General features: G+C 62.0%; 32 protein-coding genes. 30 read left to right on the top strand and 2 right to left on the bottom strand.

From position 1 onward, the window contains the following. Window positions 1-334 precede the first annotated feature (334 nt). The 5 genes from rplJ to NKJ80_RS09235 all read left to right on the top strand — a co-directional run bounded on the left by rplJ (window position 335) and on the right by NKJ80_RS09235 (window position 10,759). A complete protein-coding gene (gene rplJ / locus NKJ80_RS09255) occupies window positions 335-853 on the top strand; it encodes a 50S ribosomal protein L10 (protein WP_023667437.1) in 519 nt (172 codons plus the stop codon). Between the two features lie 54 nt (window positions 854-907). Beyond that, window positions 908-1,285 (top strand): 50S ribosomal protein L7/L12, encoded by a 378-nt coding sequence (gene rplL, locus NKJ80_RS09250; RefSeq protein WP_023667436.1) that lies wholly within the window; start codon window positions 908-910, stop codon window positions 1,283-1,285. 248 nt (window positions 1,286-1,533) lie between these two features. Next, entirely contained in the window at window positions 1,534-5,670 is a 4,137-nt protein-coding gene (rpoB, locus tag NKJ80_RS09245) for a DNA-directed RNA polymerase subunit beta (protein WP_023686024.1), read from the top strand. A 147-nt stretch (window positions 5,671-5,817) separates the two neighbouring features. Continuing rightward, window positions 5,818-10,014, top strand: a complete 4,197-nt coding sequence (gene rpoC / locus NKJ80_RS09240) for a DNA-directed RNA polymerase subunit beta' (protein WP_023667434.1) — start codon at window positions 5,818-5,820, stop codon at window positions 10,012-10,014. A gap of 79 nt (window positions 10,015-10,093) precedes the next feature. Continuing rightward, window positions 10,094-10,759, top strand: a complete 666-nt coding sequence (locus tag NKJ80_RS09235) for an O-methyltransferase (protein WP_023702453.1) — start codon at window positions 10,094-10,096, stop codon at window positions 10,757-10,759. A 46-nt stretch (window positions 10,760-10,805) separates the two neighbouring features. Here NKJ80_RS09235 and NKJ80_RS09230 read toward each other — a convergent pair whose 3' ends face one another. Both NKJ80_RS09230 and NKJ80_RS09225 read right to left on the bottom strand, forming a co-directional pair. Next, complete coding sequence (locus NKJ80_RS09230; RefSeq protein ID WP_352497460.1) at window positions 10,806-11,741, bottom strand: Gfo/Idh/MocA family protein; 936 nt, start codon at window positions 11,739-11,741, stop codon at window positions 10,806-10,808. A 106-nt stretch (window positions 11,742-11,847) separates the two neighbouring features. Next, complete coding sequence (locus NKJ80_RS09225; protein WP_023686022.1) at window positions 11,848-12,129, bottom strand: hypothetical protein; 282 nt, start codon at window positions 12,127-12,129, stop codon at window positions 11,848-11,850. Window positions 12,130-12,623: 494 nt separating this feature from the next. On the opposite strand from NKJ80_RS09225, the gene rpsL reads away from it, so the two are divergent. The 25 genes from rpsL (at window position 12,624) to rplO (ending at window position 26,767) form a co-directional block, all read left to right on the top strand. After that, window positions 12,624-12,995 (top strand): 30S ribosomal protein S12, encoded by a 372-nt coding sequence (gene rpsL / locus NKJ80_RS09220; protein WP_006333356.1) that lies wholly within the window; start codon window positions 12,624-12,626, stop codon window positions 12,993-12,995. A gap of 76 nt (window positions 12,996-13,071) precedes the next feature. Further along, window positions 13,072-13,542, top strand: a complete 471-nt coding sequence (rpsG, locus tag NKJ80_RS09215; RefSeq protein WP_008875664.1) for a 30S ribosomal protein S7 — start codon at window positions 13,072-13,074, stop codon at window positions 13,540-13,542. 30 nt (window positions 13,543-13,572) lie between these two features. Then, a complete protein-coding gene (gene fusA / locus NKJ80_RS09210; RefSeq protein WP_023667430.1) occupies window positions 13,573-15,663 on the top strand; it encodes an elongation factor G in 2,091 nt (696 codons plus the stop codon). A 65-nt stretch (window positions 15,664-15,728) separates the two neighbouring features. Further along, window positions 15,729-16,904: an elongation factor Tu gene (gene tuf, locus NKJ80_RS09205; protein WP_023723394.1), complete on the top strand. Its 1,176-nt coding sequence runs from the start codon at window positions 15,729-15,731 to the stop codon at window positions 16,902-16,904. Between the two features lie 69 nt (window positions 16,905-16,973). Continuing rightward, window positions 16,974-17,282, top strand: coding sequence for a 30S ribosomal protein S10 (gene rpsJ / locus NKJ80_RS09200; RefSeq protein ID WP_010909272.1), 309 nt, complete (start codon window positions 16,974-16,976; stop codon window positions 17,280-17,282). A gap of 61 nt (window positions 17,283-17,343) precedes the next feature. After that, window positions 17,344-18,072: a 50S ribosomal protein L3 gene (gene rplC, locus NKJ80_RS09195; protein ID WP_023682606.1), complete on the top strand. Its 729-nt coding sequence runs from the start codon at window positions 17,344-17,346 to the stop codon at window positions 18,070-18,072. Then, window positions 18,072-18,692 carry a 50S ribosomal protein L4 gene (rplD, locus tag NKJ80_RS09190; protein WP_023672750.1) on the top strand — a complete coding sequence of 207 codons (621 nt, stop codon included), beginning with the start codon at window positions 18,072-18,074 and terminating at the stop codon, window positions 18,690-18,692. The genes rplC and rplD overlap by 1 nt, the downstream gene beginning before the upstream one ends. After that, window positions 18,689-18,982: a 50S ribosomal protein L23 gene (locus NKJ80_RS09185; RefSeq protein WP_023672751.1), complete on the top strand. Its 294-nt coding sequence runs from the start codon at window positions 18,689-18,691 to the stop codon at window positions 18,980-18,982. The genes rplD and NKJ80_RS09185 overlap by 4 nt, the downstream gene beginning before the upstream one ends. A gap of 22 nt (window positions 18,983-19,004) precedes the next feature. Beyond that, window positions 19,005-19,838, top strand: a complete 834-nt coding sequence (gene rplB, locus NKJ80_RS09180; protein ID WP_023706515.1) for a 50S ribosomal protein L2 — start codon at window positions 19,005-19,007, stop codon at window positions 19,836-19,838. 16 nt (window positions 19,839-19,854) lie between these two features. Further along, on the top strand, window positions 19,855-20,133 hold the full coding sequence (gene rpsS, locus NKJ80_RS09175) for a 30S ribosomal protein S19 (protein WP_006205463.1): 279 nt from the start codon (window positions 19,855-19,857) through the stop codon (window positions 20,131-20,133). A 2-nt stretch (window positions 20,134-20,135) separates the two neighbouring features. Continuing rightward, a complete protein-coding gene (rplV, locus tag NKJ80_RS09170) occupies window positions 20,136-20,525 on the top strand; it encodes a 50S ribosomal protein L22 (protein WP_006205462.1) in 390 nt (129 codons plus the stop codon). Next, window positions 20,525-21,250, top strand: coding sequence for a 30S ribosomal protein S3 (rpsC, locus tag NKJ80_RS09165; RefSeq protein WP_023672753.1), 726 nt, complete (start codon window positions 20,525-20,527; stop codon window positions 21,248-21,250). The genes rplV and rpsC overlap by 1 nt, the downstream gene beginning before the upstream one ends. 26 nt (window positions 21,251-21,276) lie before the next feature. Beyond that, a complete protein-coding gene (gene rplP, locus NKJ80_RS09160) occupies window positions 21,277-21,690 on the top strand; it encodes a 50S ribosomal protein L16 (protein ID WP_006205460.1) in 414 nt (137 codons plus the stop codon). A 13-nt stretch (window positions 21,691-21,703) separates the two neighbouring features. Next, the gene (gene rpmC, locus NKJ80_RS09155) at window positions 21,704-21,904 is read left to right on the top strand and encodes a 50S ribosomal protein L29 (protein WP_006205459.1); all 201 of its coding nucleotides are present in this window, start codon (window positions 21,704-21,706) and stop codon (window positions 21,902-21,904) included. 11 nt (window positions 21,905-21,915) lie between these two features. Further along, entirely contained in the window at window positions 21,916-22,155 is a 240-nt protein-coding gene (gene rpsQ / locus NKJ80_RS09150) for a 30S ribosomal protein S17 (protein ID WP_010909280.1), read from the top strand. A gap of 72 nt (window positions 22,156-22,227) precedes the next feature. Then, a complete protein-coding gene (gene rplN, locus NKJ80_RS09145; RefSeq protein WP_006205457.1) occupies window positions 22,228-22,596 on the top strand; it encodes a 50S ribosomal protein L14 in 369 nt (122 codons plus the stop codon). A 12-nt stretch (window positions 22,597-22,608) separates the two neighbouring features. Continuing rightward, window positions 22,609-22,923: a 50S ribosomal protein L24 gene (rplX, locus tag NKJ80_RS09140; RefSeq protein WP_013531428.1), complete on the top strand. Its 315-nt coding sequence runs from the start codon at window positions 22,609-22,611 to the stop codon at window positions 22,921-22,923. Further along, window positions 22,916-23,515, top strand: coding sequence for a 50S ribosomal protein L5 (gene rplE / locus NKJ80_RS09135; protein ID WP_352497459.1), 600 nt, complete (start codon window positions 22,916-22,918; stop codon window positions 23,513-23,515). Before rplX ends, rplE begins: the two co-directional genes overlap by 8 nt. Before the next feature lie 27 nt (window positions 23,516-23,542). Further along, window positions 23,543-23,848, top strand: a complete 306-nt coding sequence (gene rpsN / locus NKJ80_RS09130; protein WP_010909282.1) for a 30S ribosomal protein S14 — start codon at window positions 23,543-23,545, stop codon at window positions 23,846-23,848. 12 nt (window positions 23,849-23,860) lie between these two features. After that, window positions 23,861-24,259, top strand: coding sequence for a 30S ribosomal protein S8 (rpsH, locus tag NKJ80_RS09125; RefSeq protein ID WP_006205453.1), 399 nt, complete (start codon window positions 23,861-23,863; stop codon window positions 24,257-24,259). A gap of 41 nt (window positions 24,260-24,300) precedes the next feature. Beyond that, window positions 24,301-24,834 (top strand): 50S ribosomal protein L6, encoded by a 534-nt coding sequence (gene rplF, locus NKJ80_RS09120; protein ID WP_023688413.1) that lies wholly within the window; start codon window positions 24,301-24,303, stop codon window positions 24,832-24,834. A 140-nt stretch (window positions 24,835-24,974) separates the two neighbouring features. Further along, window positions 24,975-25,334, top strand: a complete 360-nt coding sequence (gene rplR / locus NKJ80_RS09115) for a 50S ribosomal protein L18 (RefSeq protein WP_023682602.1) — start codon at window positions 24,975-24,977, stop codon at window positions 25,332-25,334. Window positions 25,335-25,488: 154 nt separating this feature from the next. Beyond that, entirely contained in the window at window positions 25,489-26,052 is a 564-nt protein-coding gene (gene rpsE / locus NKJ80_RS09110; protein ID WP_006333394.1) for a 30S ribosomal protein S5, read from the top strand. 24 nt (window positions 26,053-26,076) lie between these two features. Further along, complete coding sequence (gene rpmD / locus NKJ80_RS09105) at window positions 26,077-26,274, top strand: 50S ribosomal protein L30 (protein ID WP_006205449.1); 198 nt, start codon at window positions 26,077-26,079, stop codon at window positions 26,272-26,274. 22 nt (window positions 26,275-26,296) lie between these two features. Then, complete coding sequence (gene rplO, locus NKJ80_RS09100; RefSeq protein WP_023672760.1) at window positions 26,297-26,767, top strand: 50S ribosomal protein L15; 471 nt, start codon at window positions 26,297-26,299, stop codon at window positions 26,765-26,767. The last annotated feature ends 42 nt before the right edge of the window (window positions 26,768-26,809 follow it).

Raw genomic sequence — 26,809 nt, 5'->3', positions numbered from 1 at the left:
GTGAATTCCGGGCCTCCGACTTGTCGGCGGCCCGGTACCGGAAGTCGAGAGGCTTCCGGACATCCTGTCCGAGATTGCAGGCGGCCCAGAAGCCTTAATTGAATTGGGCCTGCATGAGACGGGTGAAAACCGGACAACGGAGCGACAAGCTCCAATGAAAGGTTCGAACCGTGTTTGCCTTTTGTCTGCGCATCTCCGGCTTGCCGTCGATGTGGCGAAAGGGGGCAGGATCCTCGAGCGTCGTTCGGGAGATCTGTAATGGATGGCCCGGCCGGCAAAAAGGCAACCCGACGCCTGTCCCACTAGCGGGGCAGGGGTCAACTGGAGATAGGCAGTGGACAGAGCGGAAAAACGCGAACTCGTCACGGGCCTGAATGGTGCTTTTGCAGGCGCTGGTTCAGTCGTCGTGGCCCACTACGCCGGTATCACCGTCGCGCAAATGAACGACCTTCGGTCGAAAATGCGCGCTGCCGGTGGCACCGTCAAAGTCGCGAAGAACCGTCTCGCCAAAATCGCTCTTCAGGGCACGGACTCCGCATCGATCATCGACCTGTTCAAGGGACAGACGCTGATCGCTTATTCGGAGGATCCGATTGCGGCGCCGAAGGTCGCGTCCGATTTCGCCAAGGGAAATGACAAGTTGGTCATTCTCGGCGGCGCAATGGGCACCACCTCGCTCAACGCCGACGGTGTGAAGGCACTCGCCACACTTCCGTCGCTCGATGAGCTGCGCGCCAGGCTGGTTGGCATGATCGCCACGCCGGCAACCCGGATCGCCCAGATCGTCAATGCGCCAGCGGCTTCGGTCGCGCGCGTCATCGGCGCTTACGCCCGGAAGGACGAGGCGGCATGAGGCCGTTCCTCGCTATCACAAACACACGTTCGAACCTGATGAAGGAATACAACAATGGCTGATCTGGCAAAGATCGTAGACGACCTTTCGAAGCTGACCGTCCTCGAGGCGGCCGAGTTGTCGAAGCTTCTGGAAGAAAAGTGGGGCGTTTCGGCTGCTGCTCCGGTGGCGGTTGCCGCTGCCGGCGGCGCTGCCGCTGCTGCTGCTCCGGCTGAGGAAAAGACGGAATTCGACGTCGTCCTCACCGAGGCAGGCGCTCAGAAGATCAACGTCATCAAGGAAGTCCGCGCCATCACCGGCCTGGGCCTCAAGGAAGCCAAGGATCTGGTCGAAGCAGCTCCGAAGCCGGTCAAGGAAGCCGTTTCCAAGGCTGACGCTGAGAAGTTCAAGGCCCAGCTGGAAGCAGCCGGCGCCAAGGTCGACCTGAAGTAAGCGTAAAAGCGGCGGGCGGCCTCGCGCCGTCCGCCACTCCCTTCATCAGAGGGGAGGATGCGTAGCGCGAGATGTACGAGAACCTCTTTCCTGAGGGCCGAAACCGGCCTTCAGGAAACGGGTTTTCTCCCGTTTTAGCCGTCGCCGCCAGGCGGCGGGAAACAGATCAGGGGCCGCCGCCGAGGTGGCCGCGCATGCAAGGTGAGCCGCGGCGAGGCTCGCCCCGAGTTTATAGCTAAGGAGCGACGATGGCCCAGACCCAGACTTTCAATGGCCGCAGACGCGTACGCAAGTTCTTCGGAAAGATTCCGGAAGTTGCGGAGATGCCGAACCTGATCGAGGTTCAAAAAGCATCCTATGACCAGTTCCTGATGGTGGCGGAGCCCAAGGGTGGGCGTCCGGACGAGGGACTGCAGGCCGTTTTCAAGTCGGTTTTCCCGATCTCCGATTTCTCCGGCTCCTCGATGCTGGAGTTCGTGAAGTACGAGTTCGAAGGACCGAAATTCGACGTTGACGAATGCCGTCAGCGCGACCTGACCTATGCCGCGCCACTCAAGGTGACGCTGCGCCTCATCGTGTTCGATATCGACGAGGATACCGGCGCAAAGTCGATCAAGGACATCAAGGAGCAGGACGTCTATATGGGCGACATGCCGCTCATGACGCTCAACGGCACCTTCATCGTCAATGGCACGGAGCGCGTCATCGTCTCGCAGATGCACCGTTCGCCGGGCGTCTTCTTCGACCATGACAAGGGCAAGTCGCACTCCTCGGGCAAGCTTTTGTTTGCGGCGCGCGTCATTCCCTATCGCGGTTCGTGGCTCGACATCGAGTTCGATTCCAAGGACGTCGTGCATGCCCGCATCGACCGCCGCCGCAAGATTCCGGTGACGTCGCTCTTGATGGCGCTCGGCATGGACGGCGAAGAGATCCTGTCGACCTTCTACAACAAGATCACCTACAAGCGCGCCGGCGACCACTGGCGCATCCCGTTCAACGTCGAGCGTTTCCGCGGCCTCAAGGCCGTTGGCGACCTCGTCGATGCCGACACAGGCGAAGTTGTCGTCGAGGCCGGCAAGAAGATCACCGCCCGCCAAGCAAGGGCGCTTGGCGAAAAGGGTCTGAAGGCGATCAAGGCGACGGACGAGGATCTGCTCGGCAATTACCTGGCCGAGGACATCGTCAACTACGGCACCGGCGAGATTTTCCTCGAAGCCGGCGACGAGATCGATGAAAAGACGCTGAAGGTGCTGCTCGGCACGGGCGAAAGCGAGATCAAGGTTCTCGACATCGACCACGTCAATGTCGGCGCCTACATCCGCAATACGCTCAACGTCGACAAGAACGAGAGCCGCCAGGACGCACTGTTCGACATCTACCGTGTCATGCGCCCGGGCGAGCCGCCGACGCTTGAAACCGCCGAAGCCATGTTCAACTCGCTGTTCTTCGACTCGGAGCGCTACGACCTGTCGGCCGTCGGCCGCGTCAAGATGAACATGCGCCTCGAGCTCAAGGCTGAGGATACCGTGCGCGTGCTGCGCAAGGACGACATCCTGGCCGTGGTCAAGACGCTGGTCGAGCTGCGCGACGGCAAGGGCGAGATCGACGACATCGACAATCTCGGCAACCGCCGCGTGCGTTCTGTCGGCGAGCTGATGGAGAACCAATACCGCGTCGGCCTGCTGCGCATGGAGCGCGCGATCAAGGAACGTATGTCCTCGATCGAGATCGATACGGTGATGCCGCAGGACCTGATCAACGCCAAGCCGGCGGCTGCCGCCGTGCGCGAGTTCTTCGGTTCCTCGCAGCTGTCGCAGTTCATGGATCAGACCAACCCGCTGTCGGAGATCACCCACAAGCGCCGCCTGTCGGCACTTGGCCCGGGCGGTCTGACCCGCGAGCGCGCCGGCTTCGAAGTGCGCGACGTGCACCCGACGCATTACGGCCGCATCTGCCCGATCGAGACGCCGGAAGGCCCGAACATCGGTCTGATCAACTCGCTGGCGACCTTCGCGCGCGTCAACAAGTACGGCTTCATCGAAAGCCCGTACCGCAAGATCGTCAATGGCAAGCTGACCAATGAGGTCGTCTATCTCTCCGCTATGGAAGAGTCCAAGCACCACGTTGCGCAGGCCAATGCCGAGCTCGACAAGAATGGTGGTTTCGTCGACGAATTCGTCATTTGCCGCAGCGCCGGCGAAGTGATGATGGCGCCGCGCGAAAACGTCGATCTCATGGACGTGTCGCCCAAGCAGATGGTGTCCGTGGCCGCGGCGCTGATCCCGTTCCTCGAGAACGACGACGCCAACCGCGCGCTGATGGGCTCCAACATGCAGCGTCAGGCCGTGCCGCTGGTGCGCGCCGAAGCGCCGTTCGTAGGCACCGGCATGGAGCCGATCGTTGCCCGTGACTCGGGTGCCGCCATCGGCGCCCGCCGCGGCGGCATCGTCGACCAGGTGGACGCGACGCGTATCGTCATCCGCGCCACGGAAGATCTCGATCCCGGCAAGTCGGGCGTCGACATCTACCGGCTGATGAAGTTCCAGCGTTCGAACCAGAACACCTGCATCAACCAGCGTCCGCTGGTGCGCATGGGCGACCGCGTCAACAAGGGCGACATCATCGCCGACGGTCCGTCGACCGAGCTCGGCGATCTGGCGCTCGGCCGCAACGTGCTGGTCGCGTTCATGCCGTGGAACGGCTACAACTACGAGGACTCGATCCTGCTCTCCGAGCGCATCGTGGCCGACGACGTCTTCACCTCGATCCACATCGAGGAATTCGAGGTCATGGCCCGCGACACCAAGCTTGGACCGGAGGAAATCACGCGCGACATTCCGAACGTTTCGGAAGAAGCGCTGAAGAACCTCGACGAAGCCGGCATCGTCTATATCGGCGCGGAAGTGCAGCCGGGCGACATCCTGGTCGGCAAGATCACGCCGAAGGGCGAAAGCCCGATGACGCCGGAAGAAAAGCTCCTGCGCGCCATCTTCGGTGAAAAGGCGTCCGACGTTCGCGACACCTCGATGCGCATGCCTCCGGGCACCTTCGGCACAGTCGTCGAAGTGCGCGTCTTCAACCGCCACGGCGTCGAGAAGGACGAGCGCGCCATGGCGATCGAACGCGAGGAGATCGAACGCCTCGCCAAGGACCGCGACGACGAGCAGGCGATCCTCGACCGCAACGTCTATTCGCGCCTTTCCGACGTTCTCGTCGGCAAGGAAGCCATTGCCGGGCCGAAGGGCTTCAAGAAGGGCTCGAAGCTGTCGAAGGACACGCTGGACGAGTATCCGCGTTCGCAGTGGTGGCAGTTTGCGGTTGAGAACGAAAAGCTCCAGAGCGAACTGGAAGCCCTGCGTGGCCAGTACGACGATTCCAAGAAGGCGCTCGAGCAGCGCTTCATGGACAAGGTCGAGAAGGTCCAGCGCGGCGACGAAATGCCTCCGGGCGTCATGAAGATGGTCAAGGTCTTCGTGGCCGTGAAGCGCAAGATGCAGCCGGGCGACAAGATGGCCGGACGTCACGGCAACAAGGGTGTCGTGTCGCGGATCGTTCCGGTCGAGGACATGCCTTTCCTCGAGGACGGCACGCATGCCGATATCGTGCTCAACCCGCTGGGTGTGCCGAGCCGCATGAATGTCGGCCAGATCCTGGAAACGCATCTGGGCTGGGCATGCGCGGGCATGGGCAAGAAGATCGGCGAGCTGATCGACGCGTACAAGACGGCTGGAGACATCAAGCCGTTGCGCAAGACGCTCGAGAGCTTCATCCCAGCCAACGACCGCAACGAGCCGGTCCGCGAATATGACGACGAGAGCATCGTTCGCCTCAGCGAGCAGATGCGCCGCGGCGTCTCTATCGCGACACCGGTGTTCGACGGCGCGCATGAAGTCGACATCAACATCATGCTGGAGCAGGCGGGCCTGCACACCAGCGGTCAGTCGCAGCTCTATGACGGACGCACAGGCGAGCCGTTCGATCGCAAGGTGACGATGGGCTATATCTATATGCTCAAGCTTCACCACCTGGTGGACGACAAGATCCACGCGCGTTCGATCGGTCCGTACTCGCTCGTTACCCAGCAGCCGCTGGGCGGCAAGGCGCAGTTCGGTGGCCAGCGCTTCGGCGAAATGGAGGTCTGGGCGCTGGAAGCCTATGGCGCCGCCTACACGCTGCAGGAAATGCTGACGGTGAAGTCGGACGATGTCGCCGGCCGCACCAAGGTCTACGAGGCGATCGTGCGCGGCGACGACACGTTCGAGGCCGGCATTCCCGAGAGCTTCAACGTGCTCGTCAAGGAAATGCGGTCTCTCGGCCTCAATGTCGAGCTGGAGAACACCAAGCTCGACGACAACCCTGTCCGGCTGCCAGATGCTGCCGAATAGGGGCGCGGCCGAGTAAGCAAGACATCCGGTCGCGGAACGCCGCGACCGGATGCAACAAATTCTACGGCCAGTGGGCCGACCACTCAGCGGGCATTTGGCCCGCGTTAGAGGCAAGGGGTTTTCGAGGACCCCGAAAAGGAGAACGGCATGAACCAAGAGGTCATGAATCTCTTCAATCCGCAGGCGCCGGCGCAGGTGTTCGATTCCATCCGGATATCGCTCGCCAGCCCTGAGAAGATTCTGTCCTGGTCGTTCGGCGAGATCAAGAAGCCGGAGACCATCAACTACCGCACCTTCAAGCCGGAGCGTGACGGTCTGTTCTGCGCGCGCATTTTTGGCCCGATCAAGGACTATGAATGCCTGTGCGGCAAGTACAAGCGCATGAAGTACAAGGGCGTCATCTGCGAAAAGTGCGGCGTCGAAGTCACGCTGTCGCGCGTTCGCCGCGAACGCATGGGCCACATCGAGCTGGCGGCACCTGTCGCTCACATCTGGTTCCTGAAGTCGCTGCCGTCGCGCATCGGCACACTGCTCGACATGACGCTGAAGGACATCGAGCGCGTCCTCTACTTCGAGAACTACATCGTCACCGAGCCTGGCCTCACCGCGCTGAAGGAGCACCAACTGCTCAGCGAGGAAGAGTACATGATCGCCGTCGACGAATATGGCGAGGATTCGTTCACCGCCATGATCGGCGCCGAGGCCATTCATGACCTTCTGGCCGGCATGGACCTGGAGAAGATCGCCGGCGACCTGCGTTCGGAACTGGCTTCGACCACGTCCGAGCTGAAGCAGAAGAAGTATCTGAAGCGACTCAAGGTCGTCGAGAACTTCATGGAGTCCGGCAACCGTCCGGAATGGATGATCATGAAGGTGGTTCCGGTGATCCCGCCGGACCTGCGCCCGCTGGTTCCTCTGGATGGTGGACGTTTCGCGACGTCCGACCTGAACGATCTCTATCGCCGCGTCATCAACCGCAACAACCGTCTGAAGCGGCTGATCGAGCTGCGCGCCCCCGGCATCATCGTGCGCAATGAAAAGCGCATGCTGCAGGAAGCCGTCGATGCGCTGTTCGACAACGGCCGTCGCGGCCGCGTCATCACCGGCGCCAACAAGCGTCCGCTGAAGTCGCTGTCCGACATGTTGAAGGGCAAGCAGGGCCGGTTCCGCCAGAACCTGCTCGGCAAGCGCGTCGACTATTCGGGCCGTTCGGTCATCGTCACCGGTCCGGAGCTCAAGCTGCACCAGTGCGGCCTGCCGAAGAAGATGGCGCTCGAACTGTTCAAGCCGTTCATCTACGCCCGCCTCGACGCCAAGGGGTTCTCCTCGACCGTCAAGCAGGCCAAGAAGCTGGTCGAGAAGGAGCGTCCGGAAGTCTGGGATATCCTCGACGAGGTCATCCGCGAGCATCCGGTGCTCTTGAACCGTGCACCGACGCTGCACCGCCTCGGCATCCAGGCGTTCGAGCCGATCCTGATCGAAGGCAAGGCGATCCAGCTGCATCCGCTGGTCTGCACGGCCTTCAACGCCGACTTCGACGGCGACCAGATGGCCGTTCACGTGCCGCTCTCGTTGGAAGCGCAGCTTGAAGCCCGCGTGCTGATGATGTCGACCAACAACATCCTGCACCCGGCTTCCGGCGCGCCGATCATCGTGCCTTCGCAGGACATGGTCCTGGGTCTCTACTATCTCTCGATCGTCAATCAGAACGAGCCGGGCGAAGGCATGGTGTTTGCCGACATGGGCGAACTCCAGCACGCGCTCGAGACCAAGGCGGTGACGCTGCACTCCAAGATCAAGGGTCGTTTCCGCACGGTCGACGCCGAAGGCAAGGTCGTGTCGAAAATCTACGACACCACGCCTGGCCGCATGATCATCGGCGAGCTGCTGCCGAAGAACGTCAATGTGCCTTACGAGACGGCCAACCAGGAGATGACCAAGAAGAACATCTCCAAGATGATCGACACCGTCTACCGCCACTGCGGTCAGAAGGAGACGGTCATTTTCTGCGACCGCATCATGGCCCTCGGCTTCAGCCACGCCTGCCGCGCCGGCATTTCGTTCGGCAAGGACGACATGCTGATCCCGGACGCCAAGATCAAGCTGGTTTCCGACACCGAGGCTTTGGCCAAGGAATACGAGCAGCAGTACAATGACGGCCTGATCACGCAGGGCGAGAAGTACAACAAGGTCGTCGACGCCTGGGCGAAGTGCTCGGAAAAGGTCGCCGACGAGATGATGGCCCGCATCAAGGCCGTCGAGTTCGAGGACAGTGGCCGTCAAAAGCCGATGAACTCGATCTACATGATGTCGCATTCGGGTGCGCGTGGTTCGCCCACCCAGATGCGTCAGCTCGCCGGCATGCGCGGCCTGATGGCAAAGCCCTCGGGTGAAATCATCGAGACGCCGATCATCTCGAACTTCAAGGAAGGCCTGACCGTGCTCGAGTACTTCAACTCGACCCACGGCGCCCGCAAGGGTCTGGCCGACACCGCCTTGAAGACGGCGAACTCGGGCTACCTCACCCGTCGTCTGGTCGACGTGGCGCAGGACTGCATCGTCAACTCCGTGGATTGCGGCACCGACAAGGGCCTCACCATGCAGCCGATCGTCGATGCCGGTCAGGTCGTCGCTTCGGTCGGCCAGCGCGTGCTGGGCCGCACCTCGCTCGACGACATCACGCATCCGGTTTCGGGTGAGGTTCTGGTCAAGGCCGGAACGCTGATGGACGAACGTGACGTGGAAAAGATCGAAAAGGCCGGCGTGCAGTCGGTCCGCATTCGCTCGGCACTGACCTGCGAGGTCAGGATCGGCGTCTGTGCGGTCTGCTACGGACGCGATCTTGCCCGCGGCACCCCGGTCAACCAGGGCGAAGCCGTCGGCGTTATCGCGGCGCAGTCAATCGGCGAGCCGGGGACCCAGCTCACCATGCGTACCTTCCACATGGGCGGTACGGCGCAGGTGGTGGACAGCTCGTTCCTTGAAGCCTCGTATGAGGGCAAGGTCGAGATCCGCAACCGCAACGTGGTGCGCAACTCGGACGGCCAGCAGATGGTCATGGGCCGCAACATGGCGGTGCTGATCCTCGACGAAGCCGGCAAGGAGCGTGCCTCGCATCGCCTTACCTATGGTTCGCGCATCTTCGTGGACGATGGCGACAAGGTGAAGCGCGGCCAGCGTATCGCCGAATGGGATCCCTATACCCGCCCCGTCCTCACCGAAATCGAGGGCAAGGTGTCGTACGAGGATCTGGTCGACGGCATTTCAGTTCAGGAAACGGCCGACGAATCGACCGGCATCACCAAGCGCGAGGTCATCGACTGGCGCTCGACGCCACGCGGCAACGACCTCAAGCCGGCGATCGCGATCCTTGACCCCAAGGGCAAGGTCGGCAAGCTGTCGAAGGGCGGCGACGCCCGCTTCCTGCTCTCGGTCGAGGCCATTCTTTCGGTCGAGCCGGGTTCGCAGGTTCGTCCCGGCGACGTTTTGGCGCGTATCCCGATGGAAAGCGCCAAGACCAAGGATATCACCGGTGGTCTGCCGCGTGTTGCCGAACTGTTCGAGGCACGTCGTCCGAAGGATCACGCCATCATCGCCGAGATCGATGGCACGATCCGCTTCGGCCGCGACTACAAGAACAAGCGCCGCATCATCATCGAGCCGCATGACTCGACGCTTGAGCCGGTCGAATACCTGATCCCGAAGGGCAAGCCGTTCCATCTCCAGGACGGCGACGTCATCGAGAAGGGCGACTACATCCTCGACGGCAATCCGGCGCCGCACGACATCCTGGCGATCAAGGGCGTGGAAGCACTTGCTTCCTACCTCGTGAACGAAATCCAGGAAGTCTACCGTCTGCAGGGCGTGTCGATCAACGACAAGCATATCGAGGTGATCGTTCGCCAGATGCTGCAGAAGGTCGAGATCACGGTGCAGGGCGACTCGACCTACATTCCGGGCGACCACGTCGACGTGATCGAACTGGAAGAGGTCAACGAGCGCCTGGTCGAGGACGGCAAGAAGCCGGCCGAAGGCCAGCCAGTGCTGCTGGGCATAACCAAGGCCTCGCTGCAGACGCCGTCCTTCATCTCGGCCGCCTCCTTCCAGGAGACGACCAGGGTGCTGACCGAAGCTGCGGTTGCCGGCAAGACCGACATGCTGCAGGGCCTGAAGGAAAACGTCATCGTCGGCCGGCTGATCCCGGCCGGTACCGGCGGCACGATGAGCCAGATCCGGCGCATCGCCACCTCGCGCGACGAACTGATCATCGACGAGCGCCGCAAGGCCTCCGGTGTCGAGGTCGCCGAGCCGATGCTGACCGACATGGTCAACGCCGCGCAGTAAGCGCGGTAGGACGAGAAGAAGGAAGGGGGCCCCAGCGGCCCCTTTTCGCGTTTTGACCCCTAATCGAATCGAGGAAAACATGAGCAAGAAGGTTTGGACTGACGTCGACGACTACATCGTTTCCTCTCTCTTCGAAGCAGATCCCATCCTCGAAGCGGTGCTTGCGGCCAACCGCGACCAGGGCCTGCCGGCCATCGACGTATCGCCGGCGCAGGGCAAGCTGCTGTCGCTGCTGGTCCGCATCAGCGGCGCCAGGAAGGTGCTGGAGATCGGCACGCTTGGCGGCTACTCGACCATCTGGATGGCAAGGGGATTGCCCGTCGGCGGCAAGATCGTGACGCTCGAACTCGAGCCGCATCATGCAAAAGTCGCGCACTCGAATCTCGAGCGGGCAGGGGTGTCGGACAAGGTCGAGCTCAGGATCGGCCCCGCGCTTCAGTCGCTTGAGACGCTGGTTGCCGAAAATGCCGCTCCGTTCGATCTGATCTTCATCGACGCCGACAAGCCGAACAATCCGAATTATCTGTCATGGGCCATGCGCCTGTCGCGGCCGGGGACGGTCATCATCTGCGACAACGTCATCCGCGACGGCACCGTGCTCAACGACGATGGCCGTGACGCGTATGTCGAAGGCGCACGCGGTGCGTTTTCCTTCATCGGCGGCGACAATGGCCTGGACGGCACCGCCATCCAGACCGTCGGCGCCAAAGGCTATGACGGGTTTGCGATTGCGATCGTCGAGTAAGGCTGCATGGTGAGTGTCCGGACTGCGGTCCGGCAGAACTCATCGCTCAATCGAAGAACGCTTCCACCACATTGCGCTTGCCGAGCATGAACGCGTCGGCGACGTGCTGCAGGGGTGCCAAATCGACATCGGAGACGCCGTCGCGTACGACTTCGGCGAAGCGCCGGTAAAGTTGGGGGTATTCGGCCTCCGGCTCGTCGTGAACCAACTTGCCGTCGATGGCAAGCTTGGTGCCGCCGCCGGACAGCACCATCTTGCCCTTGTCGGTGTCCGCCAGGATGTCCCAGCTCTGTGGTCCCGTCTGCAGCCAGTCGAGCTCCATGGTCACCGGCAACCCATCCGAGGTGCGGAAGGTCACGTGGGCCGCCACAGGCGAGGCGCGGTTTTCCGGGAAGTCGAGGACGGCCGAGGTGATGAACATCGCCGGCAGGATGTGGGTTGCGATCGACAGTGCGTTGATGCCGGGATCGAAGACACCGAAGCCGCCCGGCGCCCAGATCCAATCCTGGTTCGGATGCCAGCGGCGGACATCTTCCTTCCAGACGATAGCAGCCGAGTTGACCTTGGCCGACGCCAGGAAGGCACGCGCGGCTTCCACCGCCGGCGCGTAGCGCGAATGCCAGCTGGCGAACAGTGAGACGCCACTGGCTGCCGCCAGTCTCTTCAGGTCCTCGATCTCGCTGACGGTGGCGCCCGGCGGCTTCTCCAGGAAAACATGCTTCTTCGCAATCAGCGCGGTGCGTGCCGCGTCGTAGCGGAACTGCGGCGGCATGCACAGCGAGACGGCCTCGAGGTCGGGCACCGCGTCGAGCATCGCCTCAATGGTCGGAAAATTCGGGATGCCGTCCACCTTGCCGTGCCGGCTGGCGGCGGCGATGAGGCGGTAGTCCGCATCCTTGGCCACTGCCGGCAGATGCTGGTCGCGCACGATCTTGCCGACGCCGACGATGCCGAGCTTGATGGGACCATTGTTCGAGGGCATGGGAACTCCGCGGATTCGAATTTGGCTGGTTAAGTCGCCCGGTTCTTAGCAGAGAACCGGTGCCGGGCAAGCCGGCGCGGTGACAGGCGCAAGCAGCCGGCGACGCTCAGAGCGGAACCTCGAACGTAACGATCGACACTTCGCCTTCGAGCGCACCCTGAAAGGCTGACAGATGCGGCTCCTCGTCGGGTTCGCCGTCCATATCGCCGATCTGGTCGAGCTCGACCTCGGCATAGCCTTCGGCCGCAAGCGATTCGAGCACCCGGCGCACGGCCGAATCGTCGTCGGGCGCAACCAGCATCACATGGACGCCTTCCGGCTTGCCGCCCTTCTTTTTCCAGACCCGGCCGGTGACGATGGTGACCGGGCGCTCCTCATTGTCGTTCACGGGCTGATTCCTCTTGAGACGGGGGCGGGCGAGGGCTTTTGGGCTGTCCATGGCGCCTTTTGCCATGAAGAACCCGCGCATGACAGCCAAAAGCCGGTCACTTTCTTGTCTGCCCGGTCACTTTCTTCCTTTGCCTTGCAAAATGAAGAAAGAAAATTACATGCGTTTTTCGCATGGCTGCCAAGCCGTGGTCAGCGCGCAATATTTGGCGCGCCGGGGTTGACGGTTCACGGTCTTGCGAGTAGAAGCCGCCCAGTCAGAACCGATGTGAGGCTCTCCCTTCCGAAGCGACACGCTTTGGAGTTTGCCTCAAACAGGGTTCGTTTTACGAGCGAAAAGACATTTCCGGCGCGCATGAAGCGGTTCCCGCTTCCTCTGCATTTTGTTCGGGCAGGACCGCGAGGCGCGGTTTATGGCCCGAATTTGCGTATGGAATTGGCGCTTTGAGCGGCCCTGACCGGGCGAGACACGGAATTGAGAGACAAGAGGGTTTAATGCCTACCGTCAACCAGCTGATCCGCAAGCCGCGCATTGCGCCGGTGAAGCGCAACAAGGTCCCGGCCATGCAGCAGAACCCGCAGAAGCGGGGCGTCTGCACGCGCGTCTATACAACGACGCCGAAGAAGCCGAACTCGGCACTGCGCAAGGTGGCCAAGATCCGCCTGACCAACGGCTTTGAAGTGATCGGCTACATCCCCGGCGAAGGCCACAACCTTCAGGAACACTCCGTGGTCATGATCCGCGGCGGCCGCGTCAAGGATCTTCCGGGCGTGCGCTACCACATCATCCGCGGCGTGCTCGACACGCAGGGCGTGAAGAACCGCAAGCAGCGCCGTTCGAAGTACGGCGCCAAGCGTCCGAAGTAAGGGGCGTCCGAAGTAAGATTTTCCGGCCCTGGCGCTGCTTGAATGCGTCGGGCTACGAGATTGAGAGACAAAAGCCATGTCGCGTCGTCACAGTGCAGAAAAGCGTGAGATCAATCCGGACCCGAAGTTCGGCGATCTGATCGTCACCAAGTTCATGAACGCCGTCATGTATGACGGCAAGAAGTCGGTTGCCGAGACCATCGTCTACGGTGCGCTCGACCAGGTTCAGTCGAAGACCAAGCAGGAGCCGGTCACCGTCTTCCATCAGGCGCTCGACAATGTCGCGCCGCATGTGGAAGTCCGGTCGCGCCGCGTCGGCGGCGCTACCTACCAGGTTCCGGTCGATGTGCGCCCCGAGCGCCGCCAGGCCCTGGCGATCCGCTGGCTGATTGCAGCTGCGCGCAACCGCAACGAGACCACCATGGTCGACCGCCTCTCCGGCGAGCTGATGGACGCGGCCAATAACCGCGGCACCGCCGTGAAGAAGCGTGAAGACACCCACAAGATGGCAGAAGCCAACCGCGCTTTCGCGCACTACCGCTGGTAAAGCGCGAACGAGACTGAGAAGGCATCCACGATGGCCCGCGAATACAAAATCGAAGACTACCGCAATTTCGGTATCATGGCGCATATTGACGCCGGCAAGACGACGACCACCGAGCGCGTCCTCTATTACACGGGCAAGTCGCACAAGATCGGCGAAGTCCACGACGGCGCTGCCACCATGGATTGGATGGAGCAGGAGCAGGAACGCGGCATCACCATCACGTCCGCCGCCACCACGACCTTCTGGAAGGGTCGCAGCGGCAAGATGTACCGCTTCAACATCATCGACACTCCCGGACACGTCGACTTCACCATCGAAGTCGAGCGTTCGCTGCGCGTGCTCGACGGCGCCATTGCGCTGCTCGATGCCAATGCCGGTGTCGAGCCGCAGACGGAAACCGTCTGGCGCCAGGCCGACAAGTATAAAGTTCCGCGCATGATCTTCTGCAACAAGATGGATAAGATCGGCGCCGACTTCTACCGCTCGGTCGAGATGATCGGCTCGCGTCTTGGTGCGCATGCCGTCGTCATGCAGTTGCCGATCGGCGCCGAGACCGAGTTCAAGGGTGTCGTCGATCTCGTCGAGATGAACGCGCTGGTCTGGCGCGACGAGACGCTGGGCGCTGCCTGGGACGTCGTCGAGATCCCTGCCGACCTCCAGGCCCGGGCCGAAGAATACCGCGAGAAGATGATCGAAGCCGCCGTCGAAATGGACGAGACGGCCCTCGAGAATTACCTCGAAGGCAAGATGCCGTCGAATGACGAGATCCGCGCGCTGATCCGCAAGGGCACCATCGCGGTCAAGTTCTACCCGATGTTCTGTGGCTCGGCCTTCAAGAACAAGGGCGTGCAGCCGCTGCTCGACGCCGTCGTCGAATACCTGCCGTCGCCGGCCGATGTTCCCGCCATCAAGGGCGTCGACGCCAAGACCGATGCCGAGATCGAGCGTCATGCCGACGACAACGAGCCGCTGTCGATGCTGGCCTTCAAGATCATGAACGACCCGTTCGTCGGCTCGCTGACCTTTGCCCGCATCTATTCGGGCAAACTGACCAAGGGCATCTCGGTCGACAACACCGTCAAGGGCAAGAAAGAGCGCATCGGCCGCATGCTGCAGATGCATGCGAATTCGCGCGCCGACGTCGAAGAAGCCTTTGCCGGCGACATCGTTGCTCTGGCTGGCCTCAAGGACACGACCACCGGCGACACGCTCAGCGATCCGCTGCACCCGGTCATCCTCGAGCGCATGGAATTCCCCGATCCGGTCATCCAGATTGCCATCGAGCCGAAGACCAAGAACGACCAGGAAAAGATGGGCCTCGCCCTTCACCGCCTGGCCGCCGAGGATCCGTCCTTCCGCGTCAAGACCGACGAGGAAAGCGGCCAGACCATCATTTCGGGCATGGGCGAACTTCACCTCGACATCATCGTCGACCGCATGCGTCGCGAGTTCAAGGTCGAGGCCAATGTCGGCGCGCCGCAGGTGGCTTACCGCGAGACGATCACCCGCAGGCACGAGCAGGACTACACCCACAAGAAGCAGACCGGCGGTACCGGTCAGTTCGCCCGCGTCAAGATCGTGTTCGAACCGAACCCGGAAAGCTCGGAGTTCGAGTTCGAGACCAAGATCGTCGGCGGTGCGGTTCCCAAGGAATACATCCCGGGTGTCGAAAAGGGCATCAACAGTGTCATGTCGTCGGGTCCGTTCGCGGGCTTCCCGATGATCGGCGTCAAGGCGACGCTTATCGACGGCGCTTACCACGATGTGGACTCCAGCGTCCTGGCGTTCGAAATCGCCGGCCGCGCCTGCTTCCGTGAAGCCGCACCCAAGCTTGGCGTGCAGCTGCTCGAGCCGATCATGAAGGTCGAAGTCGTGACCCCGGAAGACTACGTCGGCAGCGTCATCGGCGACCTGAACGGCCGTCGTGGCCAGATCCAGGGCCAGGAAGCTCGCGGCGTGGCTGTCGTCATTAACGCGATGGTGCCGCTGGCCAACATGTTCAAGTACGTCGACAACCTGCGCTCGATGAGCCAGGGCCGCGCGGCCTACACGATGCAGTTCGATCACTATGAGCCTGTGCCGACCGCGGTCGCCCAGGAAGTCCAGAAGAAATACGCGTAACCTGAACGGGTTGCATCGGTAACTTAATTCAAGGCCCGTACGGGCGAGCAGATTGGAGACATCACATGGCAAAAGGTAAATTCGAGCGTAACAAGCCTCATGTGAACATTGGCACGATTGGCCATGTCGATCATGGCAAGACGTCGCTGACGGCGGCGATCACGAAGTATTTTGGCGAATACAAGCGCTACGACCAGATCGATGCGGCGCCCGAAGAGAAGGCCCGCGGCATCACGATTTCGACGGCGCACGTCGAATACGAGACGGCAGCGCGCCATTATGCCCATGTCGACTGCCCCGGCCACGCCGACTATGTGAAGAACATGATCACGGGCGCTGCGCAGATGGACGGCGCGATCCTGGTGGTGTCGGCCGCCGACGGCCCGATGCCGCAGACCCGCGAGCACATCCTGCTTGCCCGTCAGGTCGGCGTGCCGTCGATCGTGGTGTTCCTGAACAAGGTCGACCAGGTCGACGATGCCGAGCTGCTCGAACTGGTCGAGCTCGAGGTTCGCGAGCTTCTGTCGAAGAACGAGTTCCCCGGCGACGACATTCCGATCGTCAAGGGTTCGGCGCTGGCTGCTCTGGAAGATTCCAACAAGACCATCGGCGAAGATGCGATCCGCGAGTTGATGGCTGCGGTCGATGCCTATATCCCGACGCCGGTTCGTCCGCTGGACAAGCCGTTCCTGATGCCGATCGAAGACGTGTTCTCGATCTCGGGCCGTGGCACGGTCGTGACCGGCCGCGTCGAGCGCGGCATCGTCAAGGTCGGCGAGGAACTGGAAATCATCGGCATCCGCCCGACGACCAAGACGACCTGCACGGGCGTCGAGATGTTCCGCAAGCTGCTCGATCAGGGCCAGGCCGGCGACAACATCGGCGCGCTGCTGCGCGGCGTTGATCGTGAAGGCGTCGAGCGCGGCCAGGTTCTGGCCAAGCCCGGTACGGTGAAGCCGCACAAGAAGTTCGTGGCCGAAGCCTACATCCTGACCAAGGACGAAGGTGGCCGTCACACGCCGTTCTTCACCAACTACCGTCCGCAGTTCTACTTCCGCACGACCGACGTGACCGGCATCGTGTCGCTGCCGGAAGGCACGGAAATGGTTATGCCCGGCGACAACATCACGGTCGATGTCGAGCTGATCGTGCCGATCGCCATGGAAGAGAAGCTGCGCTTCGCCATCCGTGAAGGCGGCCGTACCGTCGGTGCCGGCATCGTCGTCACCATCAAAGAGTAATTTAGACTTAAACCGATCTGTCGCGGGCGCAGGATTTGCCCGCGCCGCGCCAGAACAAGGAAGTGACGCATGAACGGACAGAATATCCGCATCCGCCTGAAGGCGTTTGATCACCGCGTGCTTGACGCCTCGACGAAAGAAATCGTGTCGACGGCCAAGCGCACCGGAGCAAACGTCCGCGGCCCCATTCCGCTGCCGACGCGGATCGAAAAGTTCACGGTCAACCGGTCGCCTCACGTCGACAAGAAGAGCCGCGAGCAGTTCGAGATGCGCACGCACAAGCGTCTGCTCGACATCGTCGATCCGACCCCGCAGACGGTCGATGCTTTGATGAAGCTCGATCTGGCCGCCGGTGTCGACGTCGAGATCAAGCTCTAAGGGAATGAGAGCGCGGTAAGGGGCGGTGCCCCTGGCCCGGAACTCTAAAGGAATTGAACCGATGCGTTCAGGTGTGATTGCAAAGAAGGTGGGAATGACCCGCATCTATAATGATGCCGGGGAACATGTTCCCGTCACCGTTCTCCAGATGGAGAACTGCCAGGTCGTGGCTCAGCGCACGCAGGAGAAGAACGGCTATACGGCCGTCCAGCTCGGCGTTGGCCTTGCCAAGGTGAAGAACACGTCGAAGGCGATGCGCGGCCATTTCGCGACCGCTTCCGTCGAGCCGAAGGCGAAGGTCGCCGAGTTTCGCGTCTCCGCCGACAACATGATCGATGTCGGCGCCGAGATCACCGTCGAGCACTTCGTCGCCGGCCAGAAGGTCGATGTGACGGGCACGACGATCGGCAAGGGTTTCCAGGGCGTCATCAAGCGCCACCACATGGGTGGTGGCCGCGCGACGCACGGTAACTCGGTTTCGCACCGTACGCACGGTTCGACCGGCCAGCGTCAGGATCCGGGCAAAGTGTTCAAGGGCAAGCATATGGCTGGCCACATGGGCGACACCCGCGTCACCACACAGAATGTCGAGATCGTTTCGACCGACGCCGATCGCGGCCTGATCCTGATCCGCGGTGCGGTTCCCGGATCGAAGGGCGCCTGGATCCTGGTCCGCGATGCGGCCAAGGTGGCACTGCCGGCCAATGCGCCGAAGCCTGCCGCGATCCGCGCCGTTGCCGCCGAGAGTGGCGCCAAGAACGAGGCTCCGGCCGCAGAGGGAGCAGAATAATGGATCTCAAGATCACAACGCTTGGCGGCAAGGACGCCGGCAAGGTGAAACTCTCCGAGGAGATTTTCGGCCTTGATCCGCGCGAGGACATCCTGCAGCGCGTCGTGCGCTGGCAGCTGGCCAAACGGCAGCAGGGCACGCACAAGGCCAAGGGCCGCGCCGAAATCGCGCGCACCGGCGCCAAGATGTACAAGCAGAAGGGTACGGGCCGCGCCCGTCACCATTCGGCACGCGCTCCGCAGTTCCGCGGCGGCGGCAAGGCCCACGGCCCGGTCGTTCGCAGCCACGAGCACGATCTGCCGAAGAAGGTGCGCGCTCTGGGCTTGCGGCATGCTCTCTCGGCCAAGGCCAAGAGCGCGTCGATCATCATCATCGACGAGCTGAAGCTGACCGAGGCCAAGACGAAGGCGCTGATCGCGAATTTCGCGACGCTGGGCCTGACCAATGCCTTGGTGATTGGCGGTGCCGAGCTTGACCAGAACTTCAAGCTGGCGGCGACCAACATCCCGAACATCGATGTGCTGCCCATCCAGGGCATCAACGTCTACGACATTCTGCGCCGCGGCACGCTGGTCCTTTCGAAGGCCGCCGTCGAGGCTCTCGAGGAGCGCTTTAAATGACCGACCTCCGTCATTACGACGTGATCGTCTCGCCGGCGATCACCGAAAAGTCGACCATGGCTTCCGAGAACAACCAGGTTGTTTTCAACGTCGCCAAGAAGGCGTCGAAGCCGGAAATCAAGGCCGCTGTCGAAGCGCTGTTTGGCGTCAAGGTTACGGCCGTGAACACGCTTGTCCGCAAGGGCAAGATCAAGCGCTTCCGCGGCACGATCGGCCGCCAGAGCGACGTCAAGAAGGCGATCGTGACGCTGGCCGACGGCCAGTCGATCGACGTCGCGACGGGTCTCTGAGCTAGGCCGCGAGGACAGGACAATGGCACTTAAAAAATTCAACCCGGTAACGCCGAGCACCCGCCAGTTGGTCATCGTCGACCGCTCGGGCCTCTACAAGGGCAAGCCCGTCAAGGGCCTGACCGAAGGCCTGACGAAGTCGGGCGGCCGCAACAATCACGGCCGCATCACGGCCCGCTTCATCGGCGGCGGTCACAAGCGTTCGTACCGCATCATCGACTTCAAGCGCCGCAAGTTCGACGTCGTCGGCACGGTCGAGCGCATTGAATACGATCCGAACCGCACCGCCTTCATCGCGCTGATCAAGTATGACGATGGCGAGCTGTCCTACATCATCGCTCCGCAGCGCCTTGCCGCCGGCGACAAGATCGTGGCCGGTGAATCGGTCGACGTGAAGCCGGGCAATGCGATGCCGCTGGCCTCGATGCCGGTCGGCACGATCGTCCACAACATCGAGCTGAAGCCGGGCAAGGGCGCCCAGGTTGCCCGCTCGGCAGGTGGCTACGGCCAGCTGGTCGGTCGCGATCAGGGCATGGCGATCCTGCGCCTCAACTCGGGCGAGCAGCGTGTCGTTCACGGCTCCTGCATGGCCACCGTCGGCGCCGTGTCGAACCCCGACCACGGCAACATCAACGACGGCAAGGCCGGCCGCACGGTCTGGCGCGGCAAGCGCCCGCACAATCGCGGCGTGACCATGAACCCGGTCGACCATCCGCATGGCGGTGGTGAAGGCCGCACCTCCGGTGGCCGTCATCCGGTCAGCCCGTGGGGCAAGCCGACCAAGGGCAAGAAGACGCGGTCCAACAAGGCGACCGACAAGTTCATCCTGCGCTCGCGCCATCAGCGCAAGAGCTAAGAAGAGGTAACGCCAAGTGACTCGTTCTATTTGGAAAGGCCCCTTCATCGACGGCTACCTTCTCAAGAAGGTGGACAAGGTTCGTGAAGGTGGTCGCAATGAGGTGATCAAGATGTGGAGCCGTCGCTCCACCATCCTGCCGCAGTTCGTCGGCTTCACCTTCGGTGTCTATAACGGCCAGAAGCATGTTCCCGTCTCGGTGAACGAGGACATGGTCGGTCACAAGTTCGGTGAATTCGCTCCGACCCGGACCTATTACGGTCACGGCGCGGATAAGAAGGCGAAGAGGAAATAATCATGGGCAAGGCCAAAGCTCCGCGCAGGCTTGCTGACAACGAAGCGCGCGCCGTTCTGCGCACGATCCGTATCAGCCCGCAGAAGCTGAACCTGGTTGCCGCGCTGATCCGCGGCAAGAAGGTCGCGACAGCGCTTTCCGACCTCGAATTCTCGGCCAAGCGGATTTCCGGCACGGTCAAGAAGACGCTGGAATCGGCGATCGCCAACGCGGAAAACAACCACGACCTCGACGTCGATGCGCTGATCGTGGCGGAAGCCTATGTCGGCAAGTCGATCGTCATGAAGCGGTTCCATGCTCGTGGCCGCGGTCGCGCCAGCCGTATCGAGAAGCCGTTCTCGCACCTCACGATCGTCGTTCGTGAAGTCGAAGAAAAAGGGGAGGCCGCATAATGGGTCAGAAAGTCAATCCGATCGGTCTGCGCCTCGGCATCAACCGCACCTGGGATTCGCGCTGGTTCGCGAACACCGGCGAGTACGGCAAGCTGCTGCATGAGGACATCAAGATCCGCAAGTATCTTGAGAAGGAACTCAAGCAGGCTGCGATCTCCAAGGTCGTGATCGAGCGTCCGCACAAGAAGTGCCGCGTCACCATCCATGCGGCGCGTCCGGGCCTGATCATCGGCAAGAAGGGCGCCGACATCGAGAAGCTTCGCAAGAAGCTGATGGAGATGACGAAGTCCGAGACGCACTTGAACATCGTTGAAGTGCGCAAGCCGGAAATCGACGCGACCCTGGTCGCCCAGTCGATCGCCCAGCAGCTCGAGCGTCGTATCGCGTTCCGCCGCGCCATGAAGCGCGCCGTTCAGTCGGCCATGCGCCTGGGCGCCGAAGGCATCCGCATCAACTGCGCCGGCCGTCTCGGCGGCGCCGAGATTGCACGCATGGAATGGTACCGCGAAGGCCGCGTGCCGCTGCATACGCTGCGCGCCGATGTCGACTATGGCACGGCCGAAGCGCATACGGCTTACGGCATCTGCGGCGTCAAGGTCTGGGTGTTCAAGGGCGAAATCCTCGAGCACGATCCGATGGCTTCGGAGCGTCGCGCGACCGAGGGTGATGCTGCGCATGGCGGTGGTGGTGATCGCGAACGCGGTCGTCGTCGCGAAAACGCCTGATTATTTAGGAATTTGGAGTTAGAACGATGCTGCAGCCAAAGCGCACAAAGTTCCGCAAGCAGTTCAAGGGCCGTATCCATGGTACCGCAAAGGGCGGCACCAACCTGGATTTTGGTGGTTTCGGGCTGAAGGCGCTTGAGCCGAACCGCGTCACCGCGCGTGAGATCGAGGCGGCCCGCCGCGCGATCACTCGTGAGATGAAGCGTGCCGGCCGCGTGTGGATCCGTATTTTCCCTGATGTGCCGGTGACGTCGAAGCCGACCGAAGTGCGCATGGGCAAGGGCAAGGGCGCTGTCGATTACTGGGCGGCGCGCGTCAAGCCGGGCCGCATCATGTTCGAGATCGACGGCGTCAACGAAGAAACCGCCCGTGAGGCGCTGCGTCTCGGCGCGGCCAAGCTCTCGGTCAGGACGCGCTTCGTACAGCGCATCGCAGAATAAGGACGGGCTGATCATGAAAGCCGAAGACATCCGGACGAAGACCCAGGACCAGCTGACCGACGATCTGGCCAGCCTGAAGAAGGAGCAGTTCAACCTGCGCTTCCAGAAGGCCACCGGCCAGCTCGAGAAGACCGCGCGCGTGCGGCAGGTTCGCAAGGACATTGCGCGTATCAAGACCATCGCTGCGGAAAAGTCCGCGGCCAAGAAGGCTTAAGGACGAAAATCATGCCAAAGCGCATTCTGCAGGGCACTGTCGTCAGCGACAAGAACGAGAAGACGGTAGTCGTCAAGGTCGAACGGCGCTTCACGCATCCCGTGATGAAGAAGACCGTGCGCATGACCAAGAAGTACAAGGCGCACGACGAGAACAACGCCCACAAGGTCGGCGATCAGGTGTTCATCCAGGAATCGAAGCCGATTTCCAAGGACAAGCGCTGGATCGTCGTGTCTTCGGACCAGGCGTAACAAACCGAATTTAGGACAGACCGGGGAGGGGCTTTGAGCCCGTCCCGTTAGAAGAGAAGAAGGCGGCCAGTCATGATTCAGATGCAAACAAACCTCGACGTCGCGGATAATTCCGGCGCCCGTCGTGTCATGTGCATCAAGGTGCTGGGCGGCTCGAAGCGGAAATACGCTTCCGTAGGCGACATCATCGTGGTGTCGATCAAGGAAGCCATTCCGCGCGGCCGCGTTAAGAAGGGCGATGTGATGAAGGCGGTCGTGGTTCGCACGGCCAAGGACATCCGCCGCCCGGACGGCAGCGTGATCCGTTTCGACAAGAACGCGGCCGTTCTCGTCGACAACAAGAAAGAGCCGATCGGCACGCGTATCTTCGGACCGGTTCCGCGCGAACTCCGCGCCAAGAACCACATGAAGATCATCTCGCTCGCGCCTGAAGTGCTGTAAGGAGCCGGACCAATGCAAAAGATTAGAAAAGGCGACAAGGTCGTCGTGCTGGCCGGCAAGGACAAGGGCCGTTCGGGCGAAGTCCTCTCGGTTCAGCCGAAGGAAGACACCGCGCTGGTTCGCGGCGTCAACATGATCCGTCGTCACCAGAAGCAGTCCCAGTCCCAAGAGGGCGGGATCATCACCAAGGAAGCGCCGATCCAGCTGTCGAACATCGCGCTGGCCGACCCCAAGGATGGCAAGCCGACCCGCGTCGGCTTCATCTTCCAGAAGGACGGCAAGAAGGTGCGCGTCGCCAAGCGCTCGGGAGAAGTCATCAATGGCTAAGGCTCAAACCACGAAGGCCAAGGCTGAAAGCAAACAGTCCAAGGCCCAGAACACGCCGCGTCTCAAGCAGGTCTACAACGAGACCATCCGCAAGGCGCTGCAGGAGCAGTTCGGCTACGAGAACGAGATGCAGGTTCCGCGCATCGACAAGATCGTGCTGAACATGGGCGTCGGCGAAGCGACCGCGGATTCGAAGAAGCCTTCGATCGCGGCCGAAGACCTGGCGATGATTGCCGGCCAGAAGGCCGTCGTCACCCGCGCTCGCAACTCCATCGCCGGCTTCAAGGTCCGCGAGAAGATGCCGATCGGCGCCAAGGTCACGCTGCGCAAGGAACGCATGTACGAGTTCCTCGACCGTCTCGTGAACATCGCACTGCCGCGCGTCCGCGACTTTCGCGGACTGAATCCGAAGAGCTTCGATGGCCGTGGCAACTACGCCATGGGCATCAAGGAACACATCGTGTTCCCGGAGATCAACTACGACAAGGTTGATCAGATCTGGGGCATGGACGTCATCGTTTGTACGACTGCGAAGACGGACGACGAAGCCAGGGCATTGCTCAAGGCCTTCAACTTCCCCTTCCGCCAGTAACGGCAGCGAGAAAAGGAAAAATCTGAAATGGCAAAGACCAGCTCAGTCGAGAAGAACAACAGGCGCCGCAAGCTTGCCGACCAGTACGGTCCCAAGCGCGCAGCGCTCAAGGCGATCATCATGGACCAGTCCAAGCCGATGGAAGAGCGTTTCCGCGCTCAGCTGAAGCTTGCTGCCCTGCCGCGCAACTCGGCCAAGATCCGCATCCGCAACCGCTGCGAAGTTACCGGCCGTCCGCGCGCCTATTATCGCAAGCTCAAAGTATCGCGCATCGCGCTTCGTGATCTCGGCAATAACGGCCAGATCCCGGGCCTGGTCAAGTCGAGCTGGTAAGGAGGACATAACATGTCATTGAGCGATCCTCTCGGCGATATGCTGACCCGCATCCGCAACGCGTATGGCCGCAAGAAGTCGAGCGTTTCGACGCCGGCCTCGCGCCTGCGTACCCGCGTCCTCGACGTGCTGAAGGCTGAAGGCTATATCCGCGACTACAGCCAGACCGACTTCGACAACGGCAAGTCCGAAATCGAAATCGAGCTGAAGTATTTCGACGGTGCTCCGGTCGTGCGCGAAATCGCCCGCGTCTCGAAGCCTGGCCGCCGCGTTTACGTCTCGGCCAAGTCGATCCCGCACGTCGCCAACGGCCTCGGCATCGCCATCCTTTCGACGCCGAAGGGCGTGATGGCCGATCACGAAGCACGCGAACAGAATGTCGGCGGCGAAATCCTCTGCCAGATTTTCTAATTCGGCAGACCTGAAACAAGAGAAGTGACGAGGACAACCAAATGTCTCGTATTGGAAAGAAACCCGTTTCGCTGCCGCAGGGCGTGACCGCGACCGTCAACGGCCAGACCGTGACGGCGAAGGGCCCCAAGGGCGAGCTGAAGTTCGTGGTGAACGACGAAGTGCTGGTCAAGATGGAAGGCAGCGAAATCGCTGTCCAGCCGCGCGACCAGACCAAGGCCGCCCGCTCCAAGTGGGGCATGTCGCGCACGCAGATCGTCAACATCCTGCAGGGCGTCAAGGACGGTTTCGAGAAGAAGCTCGAGATTACCGGCGTCGGCTATCGCGCGGCACTCCAGGGCAAGAACCTGCAGCTGGCGCTTGGCTTCAGCCACGACGTCGTTTACGAGACGCCGGCCGGCATCACGATCACTGTGCCGAAGCCGACGGAAATCACCGTGACCGGCATCGACAAGCAGCAGGTCGGCCAGGTTGCAGCCGAGATCCGCGAGTATCGCGGTCCCGAGCCCTACAAGGGCAAGGGTGTCCGCTATGCCGGCGAGAAGATCGTCCGCAAGGAAGGCAAGAAGAAGTAGTAGGCCTGGCCCCGAAAAGTTGCAGACTCTTCGGAAAAGGCCAGGCCAAAGAAGTGCAACGCCGCGGGGAGCAGTCGCGGGAGGCGCTTTTGCCTACCGCACATGGCGGCCCCCGTTTTTTGAAGGCAAGGAAGACTATCATGGCTACCAAGGAATCCATCCAGCGCCGCGCGCAGCGCGTCCGCCGCCAGATCAAGAAGGTCGCCGGCGAACGTCCGCGTCTCTCGGTTCACCGCACGTCGAAGAACATCTACGTGCAGGTCATCGACGACGCCAAGGGCCATACCATCGCGGCTGCATCGACACTCGAGAAGGACCTCAAGGGTTCGCTCAAGACCGGCGCCGACACCGAGGCAGCAGCCGCTGTTGGCAAGCTGATCGCCGAGCGCGCTTCGAAGGCCGGCGTTAAGGAAGTCGTCTTCGACCGCGGCGCCTACATCTATCACGGCCGCGTCAAGGCGCTGGCCGAGGCTGCCCGTGAAGGCGGTCTGAGCTTCTAATTGCCTGTTCCCGAACCGAAGGTCAGCGCAGCAAAAAGTTGCAGACTTTTCGGACAAGATCATGCAAGGAAAAATAATTCGCCCCCGGTGACCCAAAGAGGCGCACCGGATCTTATCAGCAACCGTGCTTCCGGAAAAAAACAAGGAACAGGATATGGCACAGGAACGTAGGGATGGCGGCCGCGGCCGCGATCGTGAAGAACGCGATGACGGCATGGTGGACAAGCTCGTCCACATCAACCGTGTCGCCAAGGTCGTCAAGGGCGGCCGTCGCTTCGGTTTTGCAGCACTCGTCGTCGTCGGCGACCAGAAGGGCCGTGTCGGCTTCGGTCACGGCAAGGCGCGCGAAGTGCCGGAAGCGATCCGCAAGGCAACCGAGTCGGCCAAGCGCGACATGATTTTCGTGCCGCTGCGCTCGGGCCGCACGCTGCACCACGACGTCGAAGGACGCTGGGGCGCCGGACGCGTGCTGCTGCGCGCTGCCAAGCAGGGTACCGGCATCATCGCCGGCGGCCCGATGCGCGCTGTCTTCGAGACGCTCGGCATGCATGACGTGGTCGCCAAGTCGATGGGTTCGTCGAACCCCTACAACATGGTTCGTGCCACATTCGACGCGCTGAAGAGCCAGATGCATCCCAAGGATGTGGCTGCTGCGCGCGGCATCAAGTATTCGACCCTTCAGGCCCGCCGCGGCACCGCCGTTGCGGCTGAAGAATAGTCGATCTGACCAGGGATTTTGACCATGGCCAAGAAAGCAACCAAGACCATCACCGTTGAGCAGATCGGTTCGCCGATCCGCCGCCCGAAGGAACAGCGCGCAACGCTGGTCGGCCTCGGCCTCAACAAGATGCACAAGCAGCGCACGCTGGAGGACACTCCCTCGGTGCGCGGCATGATCGCTGCCGTCCAGCATCTCGTCCGCGTCGTGGACGAGGGCTGAGCAAAAGCGCAGGAGAACCCAGATGAAACTCAACGATCTGCGTGACAAGGACGGCGCGACGCACTCCAAGAAGCGTCTCGGCCGTGGCATCGGCTCCGGCTCGGGCAAGACCGGCGGTCGCGGCGTCAAGGGCCAGAAGGCGCGCTCCGGCGTTGCCATCAACGGCTTCGAGGGCGGCCAGATGCCGCTCTATCGGCGCCTGCCGAAGCGTGGCTTCAACAACATCTTCGCCAAGAGCTTTGTCGTCGTGTCGCTGGCTCGTATCCAGACGGCGCTCGATGCCAAGAAGCTCGACGCCAAGGCGACCGTGACGGCCGAGGCGCTCGTTGCCGCCGGCGTCATCCGCCGCGTCAAGGACGGCGTGCGCATCCTCTCGGACGGCGAGCTCAAGGCAAAGCTTGCCTTCGACGTCGCCGGCGCCTCCAAGGCCGCGATCGAGAAGATCGAAAAGGCCGGCGGTTCGGTCAAGCTGCCGGAAGCGGCAGCGGAGTAACGGCAATTTGAAGCACGGCCGGCAGGAACGGTATCCGTTTTT

This window comes from Mesorhizobium sp. M0030, assembly GCF_040323695.1.
Lineage (GTDB): Bacteria > Pseudomonadota > Alphaproteobacteria > Rhizobiales > Rhizobiaceae > Mesorhizobium.
This window is presented reverse-complemented; position numbering and strand designations above follow the sequence as displayed.